The organism is Pseudomonas sp., from assembly GCF_035277045.1.
Taxonomy (GTDB): domain Bacteria; phylum Pseudomonadota; class Gammaproteobacteria; order Pseudomonadales; family Pseudomonadaceae; genus Aquipseudomonas.
Genome location: NZ_DATELE010000276.1, coordinates 284784 through 308208, shown reverse-complemented (window position 1 = coordinate 308208; position 23425 = coordinate 284784). Strand labels below are relative to the sequence as shown.

General features: G+C 64.9%; 13 protein-coding genes. 4 read left to right on the top strand and 9 right to left on the bottom strand.

Features of this window, described 5'->3' with window-relative positions; translation table 11 throughout:
* Positions 1–56 precede the first annotated feature (56 nt).
* Positions 57–1307 (bottom strand): MFS transporter, encoded by a 1251-nt coding sequence (locus VJS90_RS17410; RefSeq protein ID WP_324122885.1) that lies wholly within the window; start codon positions 1305–1307, stop codon positions 57–59.
* A gap of 120 nt (positions 1308–1427) precedes the next feature.
* On the opposite strand from VJS90_RS17410, the gene VJS90_RS17405 reads away from it, so the two are divergent.
* Positions 1428–2333 carry a LysR family transcriptional regulator gene (locus tag VJS90_RS17405; protein WP_324122884.1) on the top strand — a complete coding sequence of 302 codons (906 nt, stop codon included), beginning with the start codon at positions 1428–1430 and terminating at the stop codon, positions 2331–2333.
* A gap of 52 nt (positions 2334–2385) precedes the next feature.
* On the top strand, positions 2386–3159 hold the full coding sequence (locus tag VJS90_RS17400) for a ParA family protein (protein ID WP_324122883.1): 774 nt from the start codon (positions 2386–2388) through the stop codon (positions 3157–3159).
* A gap of 12 nt (positions 3160–3171) precedes the next feature.
* Here the strand turns inward: VJS90_RS17400 and selO are convergent, their stop codons facing one another.
* From selO to betI, 6 genes are all read right to left on the bottom strand, one after another.
* Entirely contained in the window at positions 3172–4632 is a 1461-nt protein-coding gene (gene selO / locus VJS90_RS17395) for a protein adenylyltransferase SelO (RefSeq protein ID WP_324122882.1), read from the bottom strand.
* A gap of 96 nt (positions 4633–4728) precedes the next feature.
* Positions 4729–8031 (bottom strand): mechanosensitive channel MscK, encoded by a 3303-nt coding sequence (mscK, locus tag VJS90_RS17390; protein WP_324122881.1) that lies wholly within the window; start codon positions 8029–8031, stop codon positions 4729–4731.
* 39 nt (positions 8032–8070) lie between these two features.
* Complete coding sequence (locus tag VJS90_RS17385) at positions 8071–9813, bottom strand: potassium/proton antiporter (RefSeq protein ID WP_324122880.1); 1743 nt, start codon at positions 9811–9813, stop codon at positions 8071–8073.
* 239 nt (positions 9814–10052) lie between these two features.
* On the bottom strand, positions 10053–11744 hold the full coding sequence (betA, locus tag VJS90_RS17380) for a choline dehydrogenase (RefSeq protein WP_324122879.1): 1692 nt from the start codon (positions 11742–11744) through the stop codon (positions 10053–10055).
* Positions 11745–11896: 152 nt separating this feature from the next.
* A complete protein-coding gene (gene betB, locus VJS90_RS17375) occupies positions 11897–13369 on the bottom strand; it encodes a betaine-aldehyde dehydrogenase (RefSeq protein WP_324122878.1) in 1473 nt (490 codons plus the stop codon).
* A gap of 29 nt (positions 13370–13398) precedes the next feature.
* Positions 13399–14061 carry a transcriptional regulator BetI gene (gene betI / locus VJS90_RS17370; protein WP_324122877.1) on the bottom strand — a complete coding sequence of 221 codons (663 nt, stop codon included), beginning with the start codon at positions 14059–14061 and terminating at the stop codon, positions 13399–13401.
* Positions 14062–14488: 427 nt separating this feature from the next.
* Here betI and VJS90_RS17365 point away from each other — a divergent pair, with 427 nt between their 5' ends.
* The gene (locus VJS90_RS17365) at positions 14489–16492 is read left to right on the top strand and encodes a BCCT family transporter (protein ID WP_324122876.1); all 2004 of its coding nucleotides are present in this window, start codon (positions 14489–14491) and stop codon (positions 16490–16492) included.
* Between the two features lie 134 nt (positions 16493–16626).
* Positions 16627–21303, top strand: a complete 4677-nt coding sequence (locus VJS90_RS17360; RefSeq protein WP_324122875.1) for a hypothetical protein — start codon at positions 16627–16629, stop codon at positions 21301–21303.
* 7 nt (positions 21304–21310) lie between these two features.
* Here VJS90_RS17360 and VJS90_RS17355 read toward each other — a convergent pair whose 3' ends face one another.
* A complete protein-coding gene (locus tag VJS90_RS17355; RefSeq protein ID WP_324123243.1) occupies positions 21311–22081 on the bottom strand; it encodes a divergent polysaccharide deacetylase family protein in 771 nt (256 codons plus the stop codon).
* Between the two features lie 8 nt (positions 22082–22089).
* Positions 22090–23406: a S41 family peptidase gene (locus tag VJS90_RS17350; protein ID WP_324122874.1), complete on the bottom strand. Its 1317-nt coding sequence runs from the start codon at positions 23404–23406 to the stop codon at positions 22090–22092.
* Positions 23407–23425: the final 19 nt, after the last annotated feature.

Sequence of the window (23425 nt, the reverse complement as noted above, 5' to 3'; positions counted from 1 at the left end):
CCTTGGCCGGTTTTTTTGCATTCATGCAGGCGCGACGTGAAACGGATCGGCGCGCCTTATCCCTTCGGCGCCAACCGGCTCAGGTGCAGCGCCACCAGCAGCGCCACGGCCAGCAAGCTGCCGATGAACAACCCGATCCCATTCCAGCCGCCGTAGTGCCAGAACATTCCGCCCACCGTTCCCGCGACGCTGGACCCCGCGTAGTAACAGAACAGGTACAACGATGACGCCTGCCCCTTGGCCTTCAAGGCACGTCGGCCAATCCAGCTGCTCGCCACCGAATGCGCGCCAAAGAAGCCGAAGGTGAACACCAGCATGCCGACCACCACGAGCGCCAGCGGCGTGGCGAGAGTCAGGAACATGCCGCCGGCCATCACCAGGATGCTCGCCCAGAACACCTTGCGCCGGCCGAGCTTGTCCGCCAGCGCGCCGACCTGCGCCGAGCTGTAGATTCCCGCCAGGTACACCACCGACAGCAGGCCGACCCACGCCTGGTCCATATGGTAAGGCGCGGCCAGCAGGCGGTAACCGATGTAGTTGAACAGGGTCACGAACGCGCCCATCAGCAGGAAGGCTTCAAGGAACAGCCATGGCAGGCCGGCATCCCGGAAATGCATGGTAAAGCCGTTGAGCAGGCTGCGGGGGTTCATCGCCTGGGGGCGGAAGTTGCGCGACTCGGGCAGCACTTTCCAGAACACCACCGCCGCTGCCAGTGCCAGGCCGCCGATCACCAGCATCGCCGTGTGCCAGCTGACGAAATCGATCAGTACCCCGGTGATCAGCCGCCCGCTCATGCCGCCAATGGCGTTACCGCCGATGTACAGGCCCATGGCCAGGCCGATGTGCTGGGGGTGTATCTCCTCGCTGAGATAGGTCATGGCCACCGCCGCCAGGCCGCTGAGCGACAATCCCACCAGTGCGCGGGTGGCGAGCACCAACTCCCAGGTCGGCATCACGGCGCTGGCCAGCGTGCTGAGCGCCGCGCAGACCAGGGCGAAGACCATCACCGGCTTGCGCCCGATGCGGTCCGAGATCGGCCCGGTGATCAGCAGGCCGACGGCCAGCAGGCCGGTGGAGACCGACAGCACCAGGCTGCTCTGCGCGGCGTTGATCGAGAACTCCTTCGACAGCAGCGGCATCATCGGTTGCACGCAGTAAAGCAGGGCGAAGGTGGCGAAGCCGCCGCTGAACAGGGCCAGGACGGTCCTGAGGAAGGCGGGGGTGCCTTTTTCAATCCAGATATCGTTCAGGGCAGGGCTCGAGGCAGGTTGATCATGGGCGGAGAGGGGGGCTACAGCAGTTTTCACAAGGATACCTTGGCACGGCGGCCGGACATGCAGTGAAAAAATCATATAGCTGGCTAATGATAAGTTCCAATATATTGTTCGACCTGTTTGAGAGGTTTTACGACCTAGTGAGGGTTGATCATGGAACTGCGTCACCTGCGTTATTTCATCGCCGTGGCAGAAGAGCTGCATTTCGGCCGGGCCGCGCAGCAGCTGGGCATCTCCCAGCCGCCGTTGAGCCAGCAGATCCAGGCCCTTGAGCAGGAGATCGGGGCGCGGCTGTTCGAGCGGACCAATCGTCGGGTCGAGCTCAGCGAGGCAGGGCGGCTTTTTCTCGAGGAAGCGCGGCAGGTGCTGGCCCAGGTTGAAAAGGCGGCGGATGTCGCGCGTCGGGCGCAATTGGGCGAGCTGGGTGAGATGAAAATCGGTTTCACCTCGTCGGCCCCGTTCAACTCGACCATTCCCAAGGCCATCCACGCGTTTCGCCAGCGCTTCCCCGCCGTGCACCTCAATCTCAAGGAGATGAGCAGCCGCGATGTGGCCGATGCGGTATTCGACGAGACGATCGAGGTCGGCCTGATGCGCCCGCTACCCTTGCCGGAAGGGGTGGTGGCCACCGAGTTGTCCCGCGAGCCGCTGATGGCGGTGCTCAACGCCTCCCACCCGCTGGCCGGGGGCAACGAGCAGGGCATTCACCTGTCGGCATTGGCCAACGAGCCGTTCGTGTTCTTCCCGCGCAGCTACGGCAGTGGCCTGCATGCCCAGCTGTTGAGCCTGGCGCGCCAGGCCGGCTTCAACCCGCACTTCGCCCAGGAGGCGGCCGAGGTGATGACCATCATCAGCCTGGTCTCGGCCGGGCTTGGTGTCTCCGTGTTGCCGGCCTCCTACCAGCGCATGCGGATCGACGGCGTGGTCTACCGGACCCTGCTTGACGAGGGTGCGATGACCGCTGTCTGGCTGGTGCGGCGCCAGGGTTCGGCCTCGGCGATGGCCAACGCGTTCGTGGCTCTGCTGACGGGCGGCCAGAAGCCGGAAGGGACTGGCTAAACCATCACGCTGAACACATACTCGGACACTCCTGACACACGGAGGTCTTTCCATGCGGCGCGTTGTGTTCAACCAGAAAGGTGGCGTGGGCAAGTCGAGCATCGCTTGCAACCTGGCGGCGGTGAGCGCCAATGAAGGCTACCGGACCCTGCTGATCGACCTGGACGCCCAGGCCAACTCTACCCAGTACCTGACCGGGCTGACCGGCGACGATATTCCCATGGGCATCGCCGACTTCTTCAAGCAGTCGCTGTCCAGTGGGCCCTTCTCGAAGAAGAGCAAGGTCGACATCTACGAGACACCGTTCGACAACCTCCACGTGGTCACCGCCACCGCCGAGCTTGCCGACCTGCAGCCCAAGCTCGAAGCCAAGCACAAGATCAACAAGCTGCGAAAGTTGCTCGATGAGCTGGACGAGGACTACGACCGGATCTACATCGACACCCCGCCCGCGCTGAACTTCTATGCCGTATCCGCGCTGATCGCCGCCGATCGCGTATTGATCCCTTTCGACTGCGACAGTTTCTCGCGTCAGGCGCTGTACGGCCTGCTGGCCGAGATCGACGAGCTCAAGGACGACCATAACGAAGAACTTCAGGTCGAAGGCATCGTCGTCAACCAGTTCCAGTCCCGCGCCAGCCTGCCCCAGCAGATGCTCGACGAACTACTCGCCGAAGGCCTGCCCGTACTGCCCGTGTACCTCGGCACCTCAGTGAAGATGCGCGAATCGCACCACGCCAGCCGCCCGCTGATTCACCTGGAGCCCAGGCACAAGCTCACGCAGCAGTTCGTGGAGTTGCATGCGTTGCTCGAGGACAGGGACTAGATTGGCGAGCACTCAAGACGAGCAGCTGATCTCCAGATGCTTGCCCCACTCCGGCGGCCGTTCGGCATAGGCCTCCATGCCGGGCTGCTCCTCGAACGGCCGGCGCAGCACTTCATGCAATTGCCGCACTTCACTGTAGTCCCCACGCTCGGCAGCCTCGATGGCGCGCTGGGCGAGGTAGTTGCGCAAGATGTACAGCGGGTTGACCGCGTGCATGCGTTCGCGGCGGCCATCGGCGTTGCCGGGCTCGCGCGTGCAGCGGGCCTGGTAGTCGAGGGCCCACTGGTCGAAGCCTGCCAGGTCGACGAAGTCGTCACGCACCAGGTTCAGTGCCTCACTCACCGGCTGATCGCCCAGCCTGCGGAAGAACAACGTGTAGTCCACCGCGCCTGGCTGCATCAGCTTGAGCAGGCGCTCGATCAGCTGCTTGTCGTCCGTTTCGGCCGTGGTGAACCCCAGGCGGCGGCGCATGAGGTCCAGGTACTGGGCTTCATACAGCGGTAGAAACAGTCCCAGCGCCTCTTTCAGCGCCTCGACTTCGATGAACGGGGTCAGTGCCTGAGCCAGGGCGCTGAGGTTCCAGTGGGCGATGGGCACCTGGTTGCTGTAGCTGTAGCGGCCGCTGTCGTCGGAATGGTTGCAGATGAAGTGGGCGTCGAAGTCATCGAGGAAGGCAAACGGGCCAAAGTCGAAAGTAATGCCCAGGATCGACATGTTGTCGGTGTTCATCACGCCATGGCAGAAACCGTAGGCCTGCCAGCGGGCGATCAGTTCGGCGTTGCGCTCGACGATGGCGCGGAACATCGCCAGGTAGGGCTGCTCGGCGTCGGCGCAGTCGGGGTAGTGCAGCGTCAGCACGTGGTCGATCAGCAGTTGTTGCTGCTCGGGCTGGCGGGTGTAGTAGAAGTATTCGAAGTGGCCGAAGCGGACATGACTCTGGGCCATGCGCAGCAGCATGGCGGCGCTTTCGCGTTTCTCGCGCCAGACCGGCGTGCTGGAGCCGATCACGCACAAGGCACGGCTGCTAGGGATGCCCAATGCCTGCAGGGCCTCGGAGGCGAGGAATTCGCGGATCGACGAGCGCAGCACGGCGCGGCCGTCGCCCATGCGCGAGTACGGGGTTTGCCCGGCACCCTTGAGGTGCAGATCCCAGTGCTCGCCGGCATCGTTGACCACCTCGCCCAGCAGCAGGCCGCGGCCATCGCCCAGACGCGGGCTGTAGCCACCGAACTGATGCCCGGAATAGACCATCGCCCGCGGGTCCGCTTCCTGCCACAGCTTGTGGCCCGCGAATATCTCCGCGAAGATCGGGGTCTGCGCTTCTGCCGGGTCCAGGTCGATCAGCGCCATGGCCGACTCGCTGGCCACCACCAGGCGCGGCTCGGCGATCGGCTCGGGCAGTACCTGGGTGGAAAACGCATCGCCCAGCAAGGCGAAACGGTTGTCGAAGGTCAGTTCATCGAGGGCTTTCAAAGGCCGTCTCCTGGATGGAGGTCTAAAGACAAGGCTCGTTCTCCTTGTTGGAGCGGCACAAAGACCGCTCTCACAAGATGCTTCGTTTGAGTTCAGCTACGCCGGTGGAGTGCCATCTGTTTTCTCGAGTGGAATCAGCTTTTCCTTGTGCCCCAGCGCATCCATCAGGAACACCTCCACCTGGCGCACGGAAATCTTGATGTTGCGCGCCTTGAACTCCTTGTTGATGTACCGGTTGATCTCGTCCAGCACCGGATTGCGGTCGCCCAGATCGCGCACGTGCATGCGCAGCTCATGGTCGAGCGAGCTTTCGCCAAAGTTGAGGAAGTACACCAGCGGCTCCGGATCCTTCAGCACCCGTGGGTTCTCATGGGCTGCCTTGAGAAGCAGCTCGCGCACCAGGTCCAGGTCCGAGCCGTAGTCGATGCCCAGCTTGAGCGTCACCCGGGTAACCGTGTCGGTCAGCGACCAGTTGATCAGCTGGCCGGTGATGAAGGTCTTGTTGGGGACGATGATGTCCTTGCGGTCGAAGTCGGTGATGGTGGTGGCGCGGATGCGGATCTTGCTCACCGTGCCCGACAGGTTGCCGATGGTGATGGTGTCGCCGATGCGCACCGGGCGCTCGAACAGGATCATGATGCCCGAGATGAAGTTGGCGAAGATCTCCTGCATGCCGAAGCCCAGGCCAACCGACAGCGCGGCGACCAGCCATTGCAGCTTGTCCCAGCTCACGCCGAGGGTGGACAAAGTGCTGACGAAGCCGATGCCGGCGATCACGTAGGACAGCAGCGTGGTGGTCGCGTAGGCGCTGCCCTGCGCAAGGTTCAGCCGCGAGAGTACCAGCACCTCCAGCAGGCCCGGAAGGTTGCCGGCCAGGGCGAAGGTGATGCCGACGATCACCAGGGCGCCGAGGAAGTCGCCAAGGCTGATCGGCACCATGCTCGCCGCCGCGCCCGTACCGCTGGTGTACTCGTAGAGAATGATGTTGTTGAGGTAGGCGAACACGCTGATCAGGTCCGACCAGACCCAGTACAGCCCGGCGATGAACCCGCCGAGCAGTGCCAGGCGGATCAGGCGCAAGGACTGCTGGTTGACCTGTTCGATGTCCAGCGTCGGCTCTTCGCTGAGCACCTCGCCGTCCAGGCCTTCCTTGGACGCCTGGCGCTTGCTCAGCGCCCGCTGGTAGGCCAGGCGCCGCGCCGCGACGGCCAGGCCGCGGACGAAGGCGGCTTCGGTGACCAGCCAGAACAGCAGCAGGTACAAGGTGTAGATCAACCGGTCGGTGAGCTTCAGGGCGGTGTAGTAGTAGCCAAAGCAGACCGCCACGAACAAGGCGATGGGCAGGGCTGTGAAGGCCACCCCGACCGCCCGGCGGAACAGCGAGGTGTCACGGTGCGCCGGGCTGCTGAGCAGCAGGCGGCTGAGCAGCCAGGCCATCAGCGCATAGCACGCCAGCACCACGCCGATGCCGAGCACATCGTCGGCCAGTGCCGAAGGCTGGTGCTCGGCCACCGCGACAACGCCGACCAGCGCCAGCACCACGGTGCCCAGGCGGCGGATCCAGCCGCGCAGGAATTCCACCTGCGGCTTGTGCCAGCGGAAATGCAGTTCGGCGACCCCGCCCGGGGCAAGAATCCGGTACGCGGTGTAGAACACCAGCCAGGCCTGGGATATCTGCCACAGCGCGGCACTGAGGTTGGCGTTCTGCCCACGCGCATCGCTTTGCAGGATGTAGCTGCACAGCGCCAGGGCAAGGCTCAGGGGCATGGCCAGGAGGATGTTGACCAGGATTGCCTGGGGCGTGTGCCACTGGCTGTCACGCTTGAAATGACCAATGTCCTGGTGAACCTTGCGCAGCCGTTCGTAGAGGTAGCTGCGCCGCCACAACAGCGCGCCGATCAGCAACAGCAGTGGCAGGAACAACAGCGGACGCTGGCTCAGGCCCTGGGCCAGTTCCTTGATGCCCGAGACCCACGGCAGGCTGGCCACCTGGGTGGCCAGGCGCTGCGGCACATTGGCCAGCCATTCCCAGTCCAGCGGCTTGTTGCTGGGGATCCAGAACATCTGCTCGTCCAGGGTGGTGCGCAAGCCCTGGGCCGTGCTCAGCAGCTGCTTCTGGTTCAGCTGCAGGGTGATGGACTCGTTGAGCAGGCCGCTCAGTTCACGGTTCAGGCGTTCGAGCAGATCGCTGCGGGTGATGGCGACTTCGAGCAACGCCTTGCGCAGCTGCGGGGTGACGTTTTCCTGCGGCTGGTCGGCTAGCAGTTTGTCGACATAGCTGCTGGGGCTGCTGATCTGCTCGCGCTGCTGGTTGACCTCGAACTGGTACAGGCGGATATCGGCGATCTGGTCGGCCAGGTCGCGGTCGAGCTTGAGGTGCGGCAGCGACTGCTTCTGCTTGTAGAGAATCTTGGACAGCAGCAGGCTGCCCTTGAGCACGTTGATCTGCTCGTCCAGCGCGCTGTCGGCCTGGGTCAGGCTGTCGAGCTGCTGCTTGGTGCGCAGGTTCTGCTGGGTCAGGTCATTGAGCCGGTCGGTGCTTTTGAGCAGGTAGTCCGAAAGCTTGAGATTGGCCGCGCTCTCGTTGGCCAGCAGCGTGCTGCCGCCGGCCTTCTGCGCCTCGATGGACTGCTCGGTGACCGTCTGCTGGGAGTGGGCAAGGCGCTTGCTGTTGATCAGCGTCTGCAGGTCCTGGATCTCTTGCTCAAGGCGCGTGGCGCGCTCGATCAGCAGGTCGTGCTGGGCATTGCCCATGTCCTGCAGCAGGCTGTTGCCGGCCAGTTCCTGGCGGCGTAGCAGGGTCTGGGCGTTGAGCGCGGCCAGCTCGGCGTTGAGCTGGTTGCGCAGGTCGGCGGTCAGCGTCTTGCCGTTGTCCTTGCCAAGCTTGAGGGTGGTGTTGATCTGCTGGATGCGCGTCTGGTTGTTGCTGATCTCGGCCTGGGACCGCTCGGGGCGTGTCTGCGCGTTGATGATCAGGCTGTTGGCCTCCGACAGCGCCTTCTGCAGCTCGCCCTGCTGGGCGCTGCGCTCGCTGAGCATCTGTTCGAGCTGCGGGATGTTGGTGCTGGCGTAGCGCTGAGCCACTGGCACGCTCTTGCTGCCCTTGAGCCTGGCGAGCTCGCGCTGGCTCTCGGTGATCAGCCGCGGCGCATCGCTGAGCTGCTGCTTGAGCGTCGCCAGCTTGCGCTCGCTGTCCTCCTTGCTGGAGAGCAGCGACAAGGTCTGTTCCAGGACCTGCTGCACGGCCTTCTGCTCGGCTTCGGGAAGCTTGCGTTCGGCGATCTTGTCGAGGCTTTGCTGGATGCTGGCGCTGGTGGGCGCTTCGGCCGACCAACTGGCGAAAGAGAGGGACATGCACAGCCCGAGCAGGGCTGCGCAGAGAGAGACACGCAAGGACATAGGCGAAAATTCTTGGACGCTGAGGCGAAAAAACGGAGTTTAAAGGAACAGCCCAGGACCGGGTCGAGTGCCTTCGGGGAATTTGACGCCCACTTTGAGGATCTTGTTCCCGTCCATGACGGCGACCGTCCACAAGGTGTTGTTCCACTCGATCTGGTCGCCGACGATAGGCGCGCCGCCGACTTTCTGCCGGATGAACTGCGCCAGCGGCATCGTCGCGTCCTGGCCATCGAGCTGCAGGCCGTACAAGGCGGCTACGGCGCCCAGTTCAGCGTCGCCCTCGAGCACGAAGTCGCCGAAGAAGCGCAGGTCCAGGCCACGTTGCGGCGGCTGGCTGAACAGTTTGCCCAGCGCCGGAAGGTCATGTTCATGCCCGATCACGCACAGCAGGTCGCCCACTTCGAGCACGGTACTTCCCGACGGATGGAGCAGTTGCTGGCCGCGGAACAGCGCGGCGATGCGAGTGCCCTCGGGCATCTTCAGCTCGCGCAGGGCAGCGCCGATGCACCATTTTTCGGCGCCCAGGCGATAGACGAACAGCTCCCATTCGCTGGTGACATGCACCTCCAGCGCGGAGCGGGAAATCGGCGCGGGATCCGGCGGTACCGTGACTTTGAGCAGCTTGGCCATCCACGGCAGGCTGGTGCCCTGCACCAGCAGTGACACCAGCACGATGAAGAACGCCAGGTTGAAGAACAGCTGGGCATCGGGCAGGCCGGCCATCAGCGGGAACACCGCCAGGATGATCGGCACCGCGCCGCGCAGGCCGACCCACGAGATGAAGCCTTTCTCGCGGCCATGGAACGCCTTGAACGGCAGCAGGCTGACCGCCACCGAGAGTGGCCGGGCGATCAGGATCATCCACAGCGCCAGGCCGAGGGCCGGCACTGCAATCGGCAGCAGGTCGTGAGGAGTGACCAGCAGGCCCAGCACCAGGAACATGCCGATCTGCGCCAGCCAGGCCATGCCGTCGAGCATGTGCAGGATGCCATGGCGGCTGCGGATCGGCCGGTTGCCCAGCACCAGGCCGCACAGGTACACGGCCAGGAAGCCGCTGCCGTGCAGGGCGTTGGTCAGCGAGAACACCACCAGGCCACCGGCGACCACCAGGATCGGATAGAGCCCGCCCGCCAGGTTGATGCGGTTGACCAGCTGCAGCATCACCCAGCCACCGCCCAGGCCCAGCGCGCCACCGATGCCGAATTCGCGCAGCAGGTGGGTCAGCAGGCTCCAGTGCAGGCCGGTCTGGCCGCTGGCGATCATGTCGATCAGGGTCACGGTAAGGAACACCGCCATCGGATCGTTGCTGCCCGACTCGATTTCCAGTGTGGCGGTGACCCGTTCGTTCAGGCCCTTGCCGCCGAGCAGCGAGAACACTGCCGCGGCGTCCGTGGAGCCGACGATGGCGCCGATCAGCAGGCCCTGGATCAGGCTCAGGTCGAACAGCCAGGCGGCGACCATGCCGGTCAGCGCGGTGGTGATCAGCACGCCAGCCGTGGCCAGCGACAGCGCCGGCCACAAGGCCACGCGGAAGCTCGCCACCCGCGTGCGCAAGCCGCCGTCGAGCAGGATCACGGCCAGGGCGAGGTTGCCCACCAGGTAGGCGGTCGGGTAGTTGTTGAAGATGATGCCGCCGCCGTCGACGCCAGCGATCATGCCCACGGCCAGGATGATGACCAGGATCGGGATGCCGAGGCGTGAGGACAGCGAACTGACCAGGATACTTGCCCCCACCAGCAATGCACCGATCAAGAACAGGCTATTGATGGTGCTGGCATCCAAGGGCAGTACTCCGGTACAGCGGGGCAGAAAGAGGACCTGTGCTAGCAGGTCGCGTGCCAACCGATTCTAACCTGATGAATTGGCAGCCTGTAAAGCGTTTCTGCAGATGTACCTGTGGGATCGGGCTTGTCCCGCGATCGGGCCCGAAGGGTCCGTAAAACCTGTGCATGCGGTGTACCAGGTACACCGCAGCGGCAAGGTCCACGGCCCCTTCGGGCCCGATCGCGGGGCACTGCAGATCAGCCCTGCGTGACCTCACGCATCGGCTTGCCGCGAACCGGCGCACCGTTGGCCATGTAGTACTTGGCCTTGCTGCGCGGCAGCGGCTGGCGGCCACGGATCTTGTCGGAGATTTTCTCGGCGATCATGATCGTGGTGGCGTTGAGGTTGCCCGTGATGATGATCGGCATGATCGACGCATCGACCACGCGCAGGCCTTGCATGCCGTGCACGCGGCCTTCGCCGTCGACCACGGCCATCTCGTCGCTGCCCATCTTGCAAGAGCACGACGGGTGGAACGCGGTCTCGGCGTGCTCGCGGATGAACGTGTCCAGCTCTTCGTCGGTCTGCACGTGCTCGCCCGGGCTGATCTCACGGCCACGGTACTGGTCCAGCGCCGGCTGGGCCATGATCTCGCGGGTCAGGCGGATGCCATCACGGAACTCCTGCCAGTCCTGCTCGGAGGCCATGTAGTTGAACAGGATACTCGGGTGCTGGCGCGGGTCCTTGGACTTGGCCTGGATGCGGCCACGGCTCGGCGAGCGCATCGAGCCCATGTGCGCCTGGAAACCGTGCTCCTTCACACCGTTGCTGCCGTTGTAGTTGATGGCCACGGGCAGGAAGTGATACTGGATGTTCGGCCACTCGAACTCAGGCCGGGTGCGGATGAAACCGCCGGCCTCGAACTGGTTGCTGGCGCCGATGCCGGTGCCTTTGAACATCCACTCGGCGCCAATGGCCGGCTGGTTCCACCACAGCAGCGACGGGTACAGCGAAACCGGCTGGGTGCAGGAGTACTGCAGGTACAGCTCCAGGTGATCCTGCAGGTTCTCGCCAACGCCTGGCAGATCGTGGACCACTGGGACGTCAAGGCTTTCCAGCAAGGCGCGGGCGCCGACGCCGGAACGTTGCAGCAGTTGCGGCGAGGCGATGGCGCCGCTGCAAACGATGACTTCCTTGCGCGCCCGGGCTTCGACACGCTCTTCGCTGTCACCCACCAGGTAGGTCACGCCAACGGCGCGCTTGCCTTCGAACAGCACCCGGTCGCTCAAAGCGTGGGTGACGATGGTCAGGGTGGAGCGCTTCTTGGCCTGGTCGAGGTAGCCGCGGGCGGTGCTGGCGCGACGGCCTTGGGGCGTCACGGTGCGGTCCATCGGACCGAAGCCTTCCTGCTGATAGCCGTTGAGGTCTTCGGTGCGCGGGTAGCCCGCCTGCACGCCGGCCTCGACCATGGCATGGAACAGCGGATTGTTGCCTGCCTTGGGCGTGGTCACGCTGACCGGGCCTTCGCCGCCGTGCCAGTCGTTGGGGCCGATGTCGCGGGTCTCGGCCTTGCGGAAGTACGGCAGGCAGTCGAGGTAGGTCCAGTCTTCAAGGCCTGGCAGCTTTGCCCAGCCATCGAAGTCCATCGCGTTGCCACGGATGTAGCACATGCCGTTGATCAGCGAGGAACCACCCAGGCCCTTGCCGCGGCCGCATTCCATCCGGCGGCCGTCCATGTGCGGCTCGGGATCGGTCTCGTAGGCCCAGTTGTAGCGGCGGCCCTGCAGCGGGAAGGCGAGGGCGGCGGGCATCTGGGTGCGGAAATCGGCGCGGTAGTCCGGACCGCCTGCCTCGAGCAGCAGTACGGTGACGCCGGCGTCTTCGGTCAGGCGAGTGGCCAGGGTGTTACCGGCCGAGCCTGCGCCAACGATGATGTAGTCATATTCCATGGCTTTCTCCTGGAAAGCAGCGGCAGGCTTCAAGCGGCACGCGGCAAGAAAAGGCAGCAGCGCGAAGCCCGCGGGATGGATGGAAGCTGCAAAGGCCGGCGGCGCGGGGCCGTCCGGCGATCACTTGCAGCTTGAAGCGCGCGACGTGCGGCTTAGAACACCGACGCGTAGCCGCCCAGCTCGACCTGGACCGATTTGATCCGGGTGTACTGGGCCAGCGAGCTGATGCCGTTTTCACGGCCGACGCCCGACTGCTTGTAGCCACCGACCGGCATCTCGGCTGGCGACTCGCCCCAGGCATTGATCCAGCAGATACCCGCTTCGAGCTGATGGATGATGCGGTGGGCGCGGCTGATGTCGTTGGTGCAGACGCCCGCGGCCAGGCCGTACTCGGTGTCGTTGGCGCGGCGGATGACTTCTTCTTCGGTCTCGTAGGACAGGATGCTCATCACCGGGCCGAAGATTTCTTCCTGGACGATGGTCATGTCGTCGCGGCAGTCGGTGAACACGGTCGGCGCCACGAACGCGCCTCTGGCGAAGTCACCCTCGGTCAGGCGCTCGCCGCCGCACAGCACGCGGGCACCTTGTTCCTTGCCCTTGGCGATGTAGCCCAGCACGCTTTCCATGTGGGCGAAGCTGACCAGTGGGCCGAAGTTGGTGTTCTCGTCCTCCGGATTGCCCGCACGGATGCGCGCCACGCGCTCGACGATCTTGGCTTCGAAGGCGGCCTTCATGGAAGCTGGCACGAACACGCGAGTGCCGTTGGTGCACACCTGGCCCGAGCTGTAGAAGTTGGCCATCATGGCGATGTCGGCGGCGCGGTCGAGGTCGGCGTCGTCGCAGATGATCAGCGGCGACTTGCCGCCCAGTTCCATGGTGACTTCCTTGAGCGAGGAGCTCGAGGCGCTGGCCATGACCTTCTTGCCGGTGGTGGTGCCGCCGGTGAACGAGACTTTCTCGATGCGCGGGTGCTCGGTCAGCCAGGTGCCGACTTCGCGGCCGCTGCCGGTCAACACGTTGAACACGCCGTCGGGCAGACCGGCTTCGGTGTAGATCTCGGCCAGCTTGAGGGTGGTCAGCGAGGTGACTTCGCTCGGCTTGAAGATCATCGCGTTGCCAGCGGCCAGGGCCGGGGCGGACTTCCACAGGGCGATCTGGATCGGGTAGTTCCAGGCGCCGATACCCACGGTCACGCCCAGCGGCTCGCGGCGGGTGTAGACGAACGAGCTGTCGCGCAGCGGGATCTGCTCGCCTTCGATGGCCGGCACCAGGCCCGCATAGTATTCGAGCACGTCGGCGCCGGTGACGATGTCGACGTAGCGTGTTTCGGAGTACGACTTGCCGGTGTCCAGGGTTTCCAGGAAGGCCAGCTCGTCGTTGCGCTCACGCAGGATGTCGACGGCGCGGCGCAGGATGCGCGAACGCTGCATGGCGGTCATGGCGGCCCAGACTTTCTGGCCACGCTCGGCGCTTTCGACGGCGCGCTCGACGTCTGCCTGGGTGGCACGCTGCACCTGGGCGAGGACTTCGCCATTGGCCGGGTTGATGGCCTCGAAGGTGGCATCGGTGCCAGCGTCGACGTAACCGCCATCAATGTAGAGTTTTTGCGTTTCGAAACGGGCCATAGTGTCCTCGCAAGTGCAGTGTGTTTTGGCTATCCGCGCCGTGCGCCTGCCTGTTGGGCCAGGGCCGCGCGCGGTGGTTCAGAGGCATCCAGACCGGTGTCCGGGCGCTGCTTCGCCAGTTGTATTTCCATGTATTCGTAGGCGATCCGTATCGCCTGTCCGGTGTCGAAGGCATCTCCCGACAGCGCTCCGCGCAGCCACAGGCCGTCGATCAGGGCTGCCAGCCCGCGGGCTGCCGTGCGTGCCTCGCTCAACGGCAACACCCGGCGGAACTGCGAGCACAGGTTGGAAAACAAGCGGTGGTCGTTGATCCGCTGCAACCTGTGCAATGACGGCTGATGCATGCTGGAGGCCCAGAAGGCCAGCCAGGTTTTCATTGCCGGGCCGTTGACCTGGCTGGCGTCGAAGTTGCCTTCGATGATCACCCCCAGGTGAGCCCGCGGGCTGTCGTCCGTCAAAGCCTGGCGACGCGCCGCCACACCTTGGTTGAGCATGCTCATGATGTAGCGCATGGTCGCTGCGATCAGGCCGTTCTTGTCCCGAAAGTAGTGACTGATGATGCCATTCGACACGCCGGCCAAACGGGCAATCAGCGCAATGCTGGCATCCCCCAGTCCGACCTGGTCGACGGCCAGCAAAGTGGCTTCGATCAACTGCTGGCGGCGAATGGGTTGCATACCGACCTTGGGCATCTCTTGCATCTCCTCAGGCCTTTCGGGCAGCCGTCGTGCGGCTGACTCGGCGAAGACCAGTCTATTTTGTTTTGATTGAACGTTCAATCAACAAAGAATATGCTCTGCGACAATTTGCGCCATTGACACCGCTTGACGCGGTCTCGATGGCGCCGAATTGACACTCCAAAAAATCGTGAAACCCCCGGAATACAAGGCGTTGACGGGTGCGATAGAGGCGTTGGACAGTTTCTGCCGAATGGTCCGTGGACTGCGCGGCCTGCCTTGGGGGCGAGGCCTCGGAAGCTGTTTTCTGCAACGTTCTGATTCGGGATCACGGTTTTCAAGGTGTCTTTATAACACCCTGCGCAGTAGGGCTATTGCTCCGATTGCACAGGACAGAGACCGATTAGCCTCCACCTCCCGCACTGCCCGGAGCATTTGCGCCATGAGTTCTGCTTCCCTGACCAAGACCCCTACAGAGAGGGTCCGGGTCAACAACACGGTGTTCCACACCTCCGCGTTGCTGATCCTGTTGTTGACTGCCTTGCTGATCGCCGTTCCCGAAACCGCGGGCCAGGTACTGGGTGTCGCCCAGGCCTGGCTGACGCGTACATTCGGCTGGTATTACATGCTGGTGATCTGCGGCTACCTGGTATTTGTCATTGCCCTGGCCTTTTCCGACTTCGGCAAGCTCAAGCTCGGCAGCAAGGAAGACCAGCCAGATTTCAGCTACGGCGCCTGGGCCGGCATGCTGTTCTCGTCAGGCATCGGTATTTCGCTACTCTACTTTGGCGCCTCCGAGCCGCTGGACCACTACTTCAATCCGCCGGAAGGCGGGTCCGCGAGCCTGGAGGCCGCGCGCCATGGCATGCAGCTGACCTTCCTGCACTGGGGCCTGCACGGCTGGGCGATCTATGCGCTGGTCGGCCTGTCGGTGGCCTACTTCGCCTACCGCCACAACCAGCCGCTGGCCCTGCGCTCGGCGCTGTACCCGCTGATGGGCGAGCGGTGGGTCAGGGGTGGCGCGGGACATGCCGTGGATATCTTCGGCATGTTCGTCACGCTGCTGGGCCTGGTGACCAACCTTGGCATCGGTTCGATGCAGGTGTCCTCGGGGCTCGAGTACCTGTTCGGCATGGACCACAGCAAGACCAACCTGCTGGTGGTGATCCTGGTGATGAGCACCGTGGCCACCATCGCGGCGGTATCGGGCGTGGAAAACGGCATTCGCCGCCTGTCCAACCTGAACATCCTGCTGTTCAGCGGGCTGCTGCTGTTCGTGCTGATGTTCGGCCAGACCCTGGACCTGCTCAACGGCTTCGTGCAGAACGTCGGCGACTACCTCAACGGCTTCGTGCTCAAGACCTTCGACCTGTACGTGTATGAGGCGGACGGCGCCAAGTCCGAGCGCTGGCTGGGGCTGTGGACCGTGTTCTACTGGGCCTGGTGGATTTCCTGGGGGCCATTCGTCGGCATGTTCATCGCGCGTATCTCCAAGGGCCGCACCGTGCGCGAGCTGGTGGCCGGGGTACTGCTGATCCCGCTGGGCTTCACCCTGGCGTGGCTGTCGATCTTCGGCAACACCGCGCTGGACCTGGTGATCAACCAGGGCGCGGTGGAACTGGGCCGGACCGCGCTTGAACAACCCTCGATGTCGATCTACCAATTGCTCGAGTATTTCCCGGCAGCGAAGATCATCGTTGGGGTGGCGGTGTTCGTCGGCTTCGTGCTGTTCCTGACGCCCGCCGACTCGGGCGCGGTGATGATGGCCAACCTGTCATGCAAAGGCGGCGGCGTCGACGAGGACGCGCCGCACTGGCTGCGCATCTTCTGGTCGGTGGTGATCACCCTGGTGACCATCGGGCTGCTGTTCGCCGGCAACTTCGAAGCCATGCAGACCATGGTGGTGCTGGCCGGCCTGCCGTTCTCGGTGGTGCTGGTGCTGTTCATGTTCGGCCTGTACAAGGCCATGAAGCAGGACAGCCTGGTCGAGCAGGAGCGTGCGGAGCTTGCTGCCCGTGGCCGCCGCGGTTTCAGCGAGCGCCTGACGCAGATGGAGCTGCAGCCGACCCAGGCGGTGGTCCAGCGCTTCATGGACAAGCACGTCAGCCCGGCCCTGAGAGAAGCAGTCGTCCAGCTGCAGACCCTGGGCTTCGAGGTGGAAAGCCGCCTCGGCCAGTCGCGTTCCTCCATGGGCCTGCGGGTGATGATGGAAGAGGGCAACCCCTTCGTCTATGAAGTGAGCCTGGACGGCTACCTGGCCCCGCCAGCCGAAGCACCGGTCGAGGGCGAGCCCGAAGTACGCCAGCGCTTCTACCGCGCCGAGGTGTACCTGCACGATGGCAGCCAGGAGTACGACCTGATGGGTTTTGCGCCCGAACAGATCGTGCGTGACGTGATGGACCAGTTCGAGAGCCACCGGCAGTTGTTGGGCCGGGTCTATAGCTGATCGAGGGGGGGCGCGGGCTCTGCAGGGGCGACCTGAAACGCCCCCTGCGGACGGTGAGGTGTTGCTTATCTAACGCAGAATCGCCAGGGCGCGCGCCTATCGTCTCGCACCCTTCGCAGATGAGCGCTCCGACCATGGCCACCACGACCTTCGATTTCAAGACTGCCGTCGCTGGGCAATTCGCCACGCGGCCTACCTTGCGCCAGATCACCGCGCAAAAGGCCCTCCACGTGCTGGTTGCCCGTTACCCGCTGATCGCCACCTCCTATCCATCACTGACCAGCGCCGCGCCGCTGTACCTCATGCAACCTAATGGCCAAGGCGGCTGGAGCGTGGCGCCGCTGGTCGATGTGCTGCTGCAGGCGCTGTTCAGCGGCAACCGGCTGGACTTGCGCGACACTGATGGCCTGGACCATCGCCTTAGCCTGAACCCACCGCAACGCTTCGACGCGGCAACGGCTGCCGATGAGACGCTGGACCTGGCACAGGTGCGTATCCGCCTCGACCACCTGAGCACTGATTTCAACGACCTGCTTGCCCTGCTGCCCGAGCTGTTTCGCCAGGCCCAGGTCGACTACTGGCGCGCGTCAGGCAGCGCGCAGGTCAGCCGCGACCGTTGGTTGCAGCAGTTGCTGCGCACGGCGTTGCTGCACAACCTGCCGTTGCAAGCTCTGGACGAACAGGAGCGCGCCTGCGTGCGAGGGCTGGTCGCCGCTGGCGTGCAGGCGCCGCCAGTGTTCCTGGTGGAGGTGGTCTTCGAAGCCGATGGCACGCGTCAGTCCCGGCGTCTCCCGAACCTGCTGGTCATGGGCGAATGGGACGAGCGCACGGTGATCCTCTGGTGCGCACCTTCGAGCGTGGTGCGCGGCTTCGCCTCGATCGAAGATTTCGCGCTCGCCTTGCAGCAGGAGATGGCTGAGTGCGTGCGTTTCGATGCGATGAGCTGGAATCGCTTTGAACTGCAAGGCGATGTCTTCGCCGTGCAGAGCGCTGCCTTGCTTGATGGGATGCTCGCACTCCTGGATCCGGCCGGCTCCACGCCCGGGGGCAGCCTGCCGTCGCTGGAGCAGGCATTCGCGGCGCTGAGCGATCCCTCGCAGGTCTTTATCGAAGGCTATGCCGCGAATGCCGGCGGTAAGGCGCTCACCGTTCCTGACTGGCTGGCTGATGCGGATGCCGCTGACATGTTCGAGTATCAGGGCGCCCTGCTCGATCTGGCGGTGGATCAGGCAGCGTCCGGCGCAGGCAGCTCACTGGACGGCATCCTCGACCTCCACGGTTATGCCCGGGAGCGCTTGCGCGAACAATTGCTCGAGGACCATCCCGATGATGCCAATTACTTCTCCGACGACCTGCTGCTTACCCTGAGCACCGCACGCGGCGTGCCGGGAGGTGCTGGCGCCGGCCCCGGCGGCGGGACGATTGAACACAGGACCTTGACGCTGACCGAATTCGCCATCGGCAATCTCGCCTCGCTGCAGGGCGCTGTCCTGAGCGCGATCAGCCACCGTGAGCAGCAACTGATCATGGACTGGCTCACGCCGGACTACATCCGCCAGCTGGTCGAGACGGTCGATATCGGTGGCAACTATCCACGCTATGTGGCACAGGAGCTCGATGGGCCGGCACGTCCCGCGCGGCTGCCGAAGTTTGCCCGGGAATGGCGCAGCAGCCTGCTGTTCGCCGGTCTGCAGGCCAGGCTGCAGGGCACCCTTGGCCTGGCCGCATGGCGATGTCTGGCGGACTACTGCCGGGGCAGGATCGACCCGCGGTTGCCAGCGGTCATGCTCATGCCGCTGGCGTTCAGGGCCGAACCCGCCGCCGAGGTGGACGGCGTGGCCGGCATGTTCGTGCTGTTCTGTGCTGAAATGCAGGTTGTATTGCTATACCGGCCATTGTATGCCGGCCAGCCACTGCTCGAATTCACCAGTCTCGATGCGATGATGGCGGCAATCGGCGCGCCGGGGGCGTTGCAGGCGTCAGTCCTGACCTGGATGAGTCCTGCGGCGCGGCGTGTCTACGATCATGGCGGCTTCATCGAGCCACACCGGTTGCAGCCGATCGACGACACCCAGCAGGCGCCTGGGCGGTCAGGACCTGCGAGCTTTGCCGCGCAGTTCTGGCGCACCGATGCGGATGTCCGGCTTTACGCGGCCAACCGGCAGCTGTTGCTTGAGCTGGCCGAGCGCGAGTCGGTGTCGAACGCCGAGAGCCGCTGGGCGATCCTGACCGGTGGCGCCTGGCTGTTGTTCGACGTGCTGACGCTGGTGCTGCGTGGGCCGGTGGCCAACGTGGCCTGGATGGTCCAGGCCATCGCCGCGCTGGACAGTGATCTGCCCTTGCTCACCCAGGGCACCGGTACGCAGCGGCTGCACGCGGTGCTGGACCTGCTGCTCAATACCGGCATGGCCCTGCTGCACGTGCGCCTGCCCAGGACGCAGCTGCCGTCCGCTTCCATTGCCCGCCCGGCGCTCGCGGTGCGCGGGGCATTGCCGCCACCGGTACAGGGCAAGGTGTACTTGCCCGGCGCGTTCGTGGGCCAGCCCGGACTGCACCTGGACTTTTCCTGGCGCGGCAGGGAGGGTTTCAACAGCCTGAGTGCCCAGCAGCGCACGGCGCTTCGCGCATTGCGCTCCAGCACGCCCGTCAATGAGCTGCAGGCGGTGACGACAGGACGCGCACAGGGCCTGTACCTGGTCGACATGACTTACCACGCAGCCTTCAGAGGAGAGTTCTATCAGGTCGTGTTGAGCGAGCAGGGCGTGCGTATCGTCGGCGCTGCTGGCCAGTTGGGGCCGTGGCTGGCGTTCGAGCACGGGCAATGGCGGGTCGATGCTGGCCTTCGCTTGCACGGGGGCGGGCCCAAGCACCGTGTGGACGCCATCCGCCAGCGCAACCAGAAGGACTTCGAGGCGCTACAGGCCCAGGAAGTCGCCACGGTCGGCCAGCACAATATCCTGGCCGGGGTCTCTGTCCTCAGCGCCCAGAAGGTGCAAGCCCAGGTCGAGCACCTGGGCAAGCTCGAGACCTTGCGCGAGCGCAGCGCCGACCAGCCTAACGGGGAAGCCTTGCAGGCATCGCTGCAGGCGAAGATCGTGGAAGCCAGGGCCATGGTCGAGCAGGCCAAGGAGCAGTACCTGGATGACCACCGTGCACAGATCGCCGCCGATAGCCGGCTCGACAGTCTGCTGGCACGGATGAGCGAACCCCGTTTCGCCAGTCAGCCGCTCGCGCCGGTGATCCAGCGTCAGCGCAGCAAGATTCGCCAGGACCTGATCGACCGCAGCGTGGCGTACTACAACGACGTCGTGGACTTCATCAACAAGCTGGACCGCGATCACCTCCTCGACAACCTGGCGGCACGGCCTGAAGGCCCGTCTGAAACGGCGCAATACCAGGCCGCGCGGCGAATCCTCGACAAGCAGGTCGGCTTGCTCAGCGAACTGTTGCAGGTGTCGCAAGCCCTGGATGAGATCCTTCCGCAGACCCTCAAGGACACCGAGATCGTTTTCCGCGACGACGGCGGCGCGCGGCTCAACAAGGAGCTTATCGTCACGGGCATCATGAACCAGCGCAAGCTCAACGAAGTCGACCTGCGTTTTCGCCTGCTGACCGAGATCGCCGAACTGAGCCTGGACCGGCTGTCCGGCGTGGATGAGGCGCTACTGTTGAGCTACCAGTCCTACCTTGACGGCACCGAGCTGAGGAGCGCGGGCAGCGCGCAGGCCGAGCTCCATGGTCTCGACTTGCCGGTGGCGGACCGCCTGGCTGTCTTGGGCGATGTGGTCGAGGAGTACAACATCGCCAGCGCGCGAGCGGCGTATATCGCCGATACCGCGGGACCCGCGATCAAGGCAAGCAGGCTGCAGCAGTACCGGGAGGTGCTGGCGACATTGACCCAGGCGGCCGAGCACGAGCTGGCCGAGGCGGTGCGCGAGCAGGAGCTGGCCCAGGCGCACGCGCCACGGCCCCAGCTTTACGAGCGCCGGCCAGGACGCCGGCGCGTGGTGCAGACCAGCCGCGGGCGCAGTGTCATCGGTGAAGAAGTCGAAGTTGATGGCGCCCAGGTGATCCAGCAGCGCGAGGCAGCGGGCAACACCGTGCTCAAGACCTTTCACCGGCAAGGTTCGCGCTGGATCGAAGAGGCCGCCGCGCAGCCGCCAGCCGAGGTGCCATCGCCCAACCCAGGCGACGCCGCGGCAGCGATCGCCAAGGGGCGTACCGTCCTGTCGCAGATCGAGTCGGTCATACGGCTTGCCAAGCGCTACATCCGCTCTGACGAGCCGATCGGCCTGTCTTCGATCATCGAGGGGCATATCGACAAACTGCGAGAAGCCTCCCAGGCCCTGGCCCGCGCGGGCTCAGGTGATGAGCTGCTCGGGCAGCTGGAGGAGAACATCGAACGCCTGCAAGGCGTCCAGCGTGACTTGCTGACCAGCCTCTACCTGACGACCAGCCACCCGACCGCCGCAAGCTTGCGCTTCCTGGTCGAAGAACAGCAGGTCACGGTCACCCGTACCGTGCACCGCAAGCCGCTGTCGGCGACGGACTTTCTGGATGTGTATGAAGTTCGCCGGGTGCCAAGGACTGGCAAGGCCCGCGGTGATGGTTTGTGGGAAGCACATTTTCACTACCCACAGGCCGACGCGGCTGACCGAGGCTTCGTCAAAGGCCACCTCAAGCTGTGGTCGCAGCGCACCCTTGGCCGCGAGGCGCAACTGCGCGCGGCGGTTTCCGGGCACGACTTGCTGGCGATCTACCGGGGTGAGTTGCGCCTGAGCCAGGTCGAGGGGGTGATACCGTTCGACTGAGCGGTGTTCAGCGATTGTGGTACAGGCCATGCGCGCCATGGGCGGGCATGGCCAGGTTGCTGCGTTCGGCGATCATCTGGGGCAGGGCGATGAGCTCGATGCCCAGGCTCTTCAGGCGCGGCAGCTCGCGCTCCAGCACCTCCAGGGTCTGCGGATAGGGGTGGCCGATCAGCACGGCCGAGCCTTGCCGGTGGGCCATCTCGATGCCCAGGCGCAACTGCCCGGCGATGGCCTCGGGGGTGCGTTCGTCGTCAAGGAAAACATCCCGCGATACCTGCGCCAGGCCGATGGCCTGGGCGCGGGCCGCGGCCACGGTGGCGGCGCTGGTGCGGCTGTCGACAAAGAACAGGTGACGGCGCTGCAGCTCGGCCATCAGCCAGGCCATCGGCTCGACCTGCGAGGTCATGCGGCTGCCCATGTGGTTGTTGATGCCCTCGGCGCAGGGCACCTTGGCCAGGGCGGCATCGAGACGCTTGGCGAGTTCGGGCAGCGGGGTGCCGGGGTGCCAGGCGTAGGGCCCCGTGGCGGGGTCCATCGGCATGTGCAGAATCACCGTCTTGCCGGCGCGATGGCCCTGGCGGGCGAAGTCGCTGGCGTGCGGGGTGTCGGGCATGATCGCCAGGGTGACCGGGCCGGGCAGGGCGAGCACGCGGTTGTCGCGCTCGGTGCTCTGGCCAAGGTCGTCGATGATCACGGTCAGGTAGGCCTTGGTTGCCGGCACCGGCGCCGCGAGGGCAGCGCCGGCGCACAAGCCAAGCAGCAACAGCAGATAACGCATCGCTGGCATCACTTGTTCTGGGTGATGCTCAGGCCCTTGAGCAGGCTCAGAGCCTGGCTGAGCTGGAAATCATCGTCCTGTGGACGTTCCTTGCGCTTGGCGCCGCTGGTCGGGCGCTCGGCCCCGCCGTTGCCATTGCCGAGGTGGCCTTGCAGGTCGGCTTCCTTGAAGGTGTCGGTGTCGGTCTCGGCGGTGAGCTTGGCCGGGCGCACCTCGATGTCCGGCACGATGCCCTGGGCCTGGATCGAACGGCCATTAGGGGTGTAGTACAACGCGGTGGTGAGCTTGAGCGCACGGTCATTGTTCAACGGCAGCACGGTCTGCACCGAGCCCTTGCCGAAGCTGTCGGTGCCCATCAGCACGCCGCGTTTCTGGTCCTGCAGGGCACCGGCGACGATCTCCGAAGCCGAGGCACTGCCGCCGTTGATCAGCACCACCAGTGGCACGCCTTCGCTGGCGTCGGCAGGGTCCGCCGAGAAGCGCAGCTCGGAGTTGGCGATACGGCCCTTGGTGTAGACGATCAGGCCCTTGGTCAGGAAGTGGTCGGCCACTTCCACGGCGGTCTGCAGCACGCCGCCCGGGTTGTTGCGCAGGTCGAGCACCAGGCCGCGCAGCTTCTTGCCGTTGTCCTTGCGCAGCTTGGCCAGGGCCTTGCCGACTTCTTCGCCGGTCTTTACCTGGAACTGCGTGATGCGGATGTAGCCGTAGTTGTCCTCGAGCAGCTGGCTCTTGACGCTCTTGACCTGGATCACCGCGCGGGCGAGGGTCACATCGAACGGCTGGCCGCCGTCACGCACCAGGGTCAGGGTGATCTTTTCGCCGATCTTGCCGCGCATCTTGTCGACAGCTTCGGTCATCGACTGGCCGCGGGTCGGCTGGCCGTTGATCTTGACGATCAGGTCGCCCGCCTGGATGCCGGCTCGCGAGGCCGGGGTGTCGTCGATGGGCGAGACGACCTTGACGAAGCCGTCTTCCTGGCCGACTTCGATGCCCAGGCCGCCGAACTCGCCGCTGGTGCTCTCCTGCAGCTCCTGGAAGTCCTCGGGGCCCAGGTAGGCCGAGTGCGGGTCGAGGTTGCTGAGCATGCCCTTGATGGCATTCTCGAGCAGGGTCTTGTCATCCACAGGTTCGACGTAGGCTGCCTTGATCCGGTCCATGACCTCGGCAAAGGTGCGCAGCTCGTCCAGTGGCAGCGGACCCTTGGCGCTTGCGGCCGGCGCGGCCTGCGCGGGCGCGGCGGCGGGCTCGGCCGCGATGGCCAGGGGCGCGCCGACGACCAGGGCGATGGTCAGGGCCAGTGAGGTGAGGCGGGGCGATTGCAGCATGTCGAACGAACTCCTGATC

What these genes read in the sequence shown, in the direction of transcription:
- VJS90_RS17350 (WP_324122874.1), bottom strand. Translation starts at nt 23,406, where the DNA reads ATGCTGCAATCGCCCCGCCTCACCTCACTGGCCCTGACCATCGCCCTG.
- VJS90_RS17355 (WP_324123243.1), bottom strand. Translation starts at nt 22,081, where the DNA reads ATGCGTTATCTGCTGTTGCTGCTTGGCTTGTGCGCCGGCGCTGCCCTC.
- VJS90_RS17405 (WP_324122884.1), top strand. Translation starts at nt 1,428, where the DNA reads ATGGAACTGCGTCACCTGCGTTATTTCATCGCCGTGGCAGAAGAGCTG.
- VJS90_RS17365 (WP_324122876.1), top strand. Translation starts at nt 14,489, where the DNA reads ATGAGTTCTGCTTCCCTGACCAAGACCCCTACAGAGAGGGTCCGGGTC.
- VJS90_RS17400 (WP_324122883.1), top strand. Translation starts at nt 2,386, where the DNA reads ATGCGGCGCGTTGTGTTCAACCAGAAAGGTGGCGTGGGCAAGTCGAGC.
- betB (WP_324122878.1), bottom strand. Translation starts at nt 13,369, where the DNA reads ATGGCCCGTTTCGAAACGCAAAAACTCTACATTGATGGCGGTTACGTC.
- VJS90_RS17360 (WP_324122875.1), top strand. Translation starts at nt 16,627, where the DNA reads ATGGCCACCACGACCTTCGATTTCAAGACTGCCGTCGCTGGGCAATTC.
- betA (WP_324122879.1), bottom strand. Translation starts at nt 11,744, where the DNA reads ATGGAATATGACTACATCATCGTTGGCGCAGGCTCGGCCGGTAACACC.
- betI (WP_324122877.1), bottom strand. Translation starts at nt 14,061, where the DNA reads ATGCCCAAGGTCGGTATGCAACCCATTCGCCGCCAGCAGTTGATCGAA.
- mscK (WP_324122881.1), bottom strand. Translation starts at nt 8,031, where the DNA reads ATGTCCTTGCGTGTCTCTCTCTGCGCAGCCCTGCTCGGGCTGTGCATG.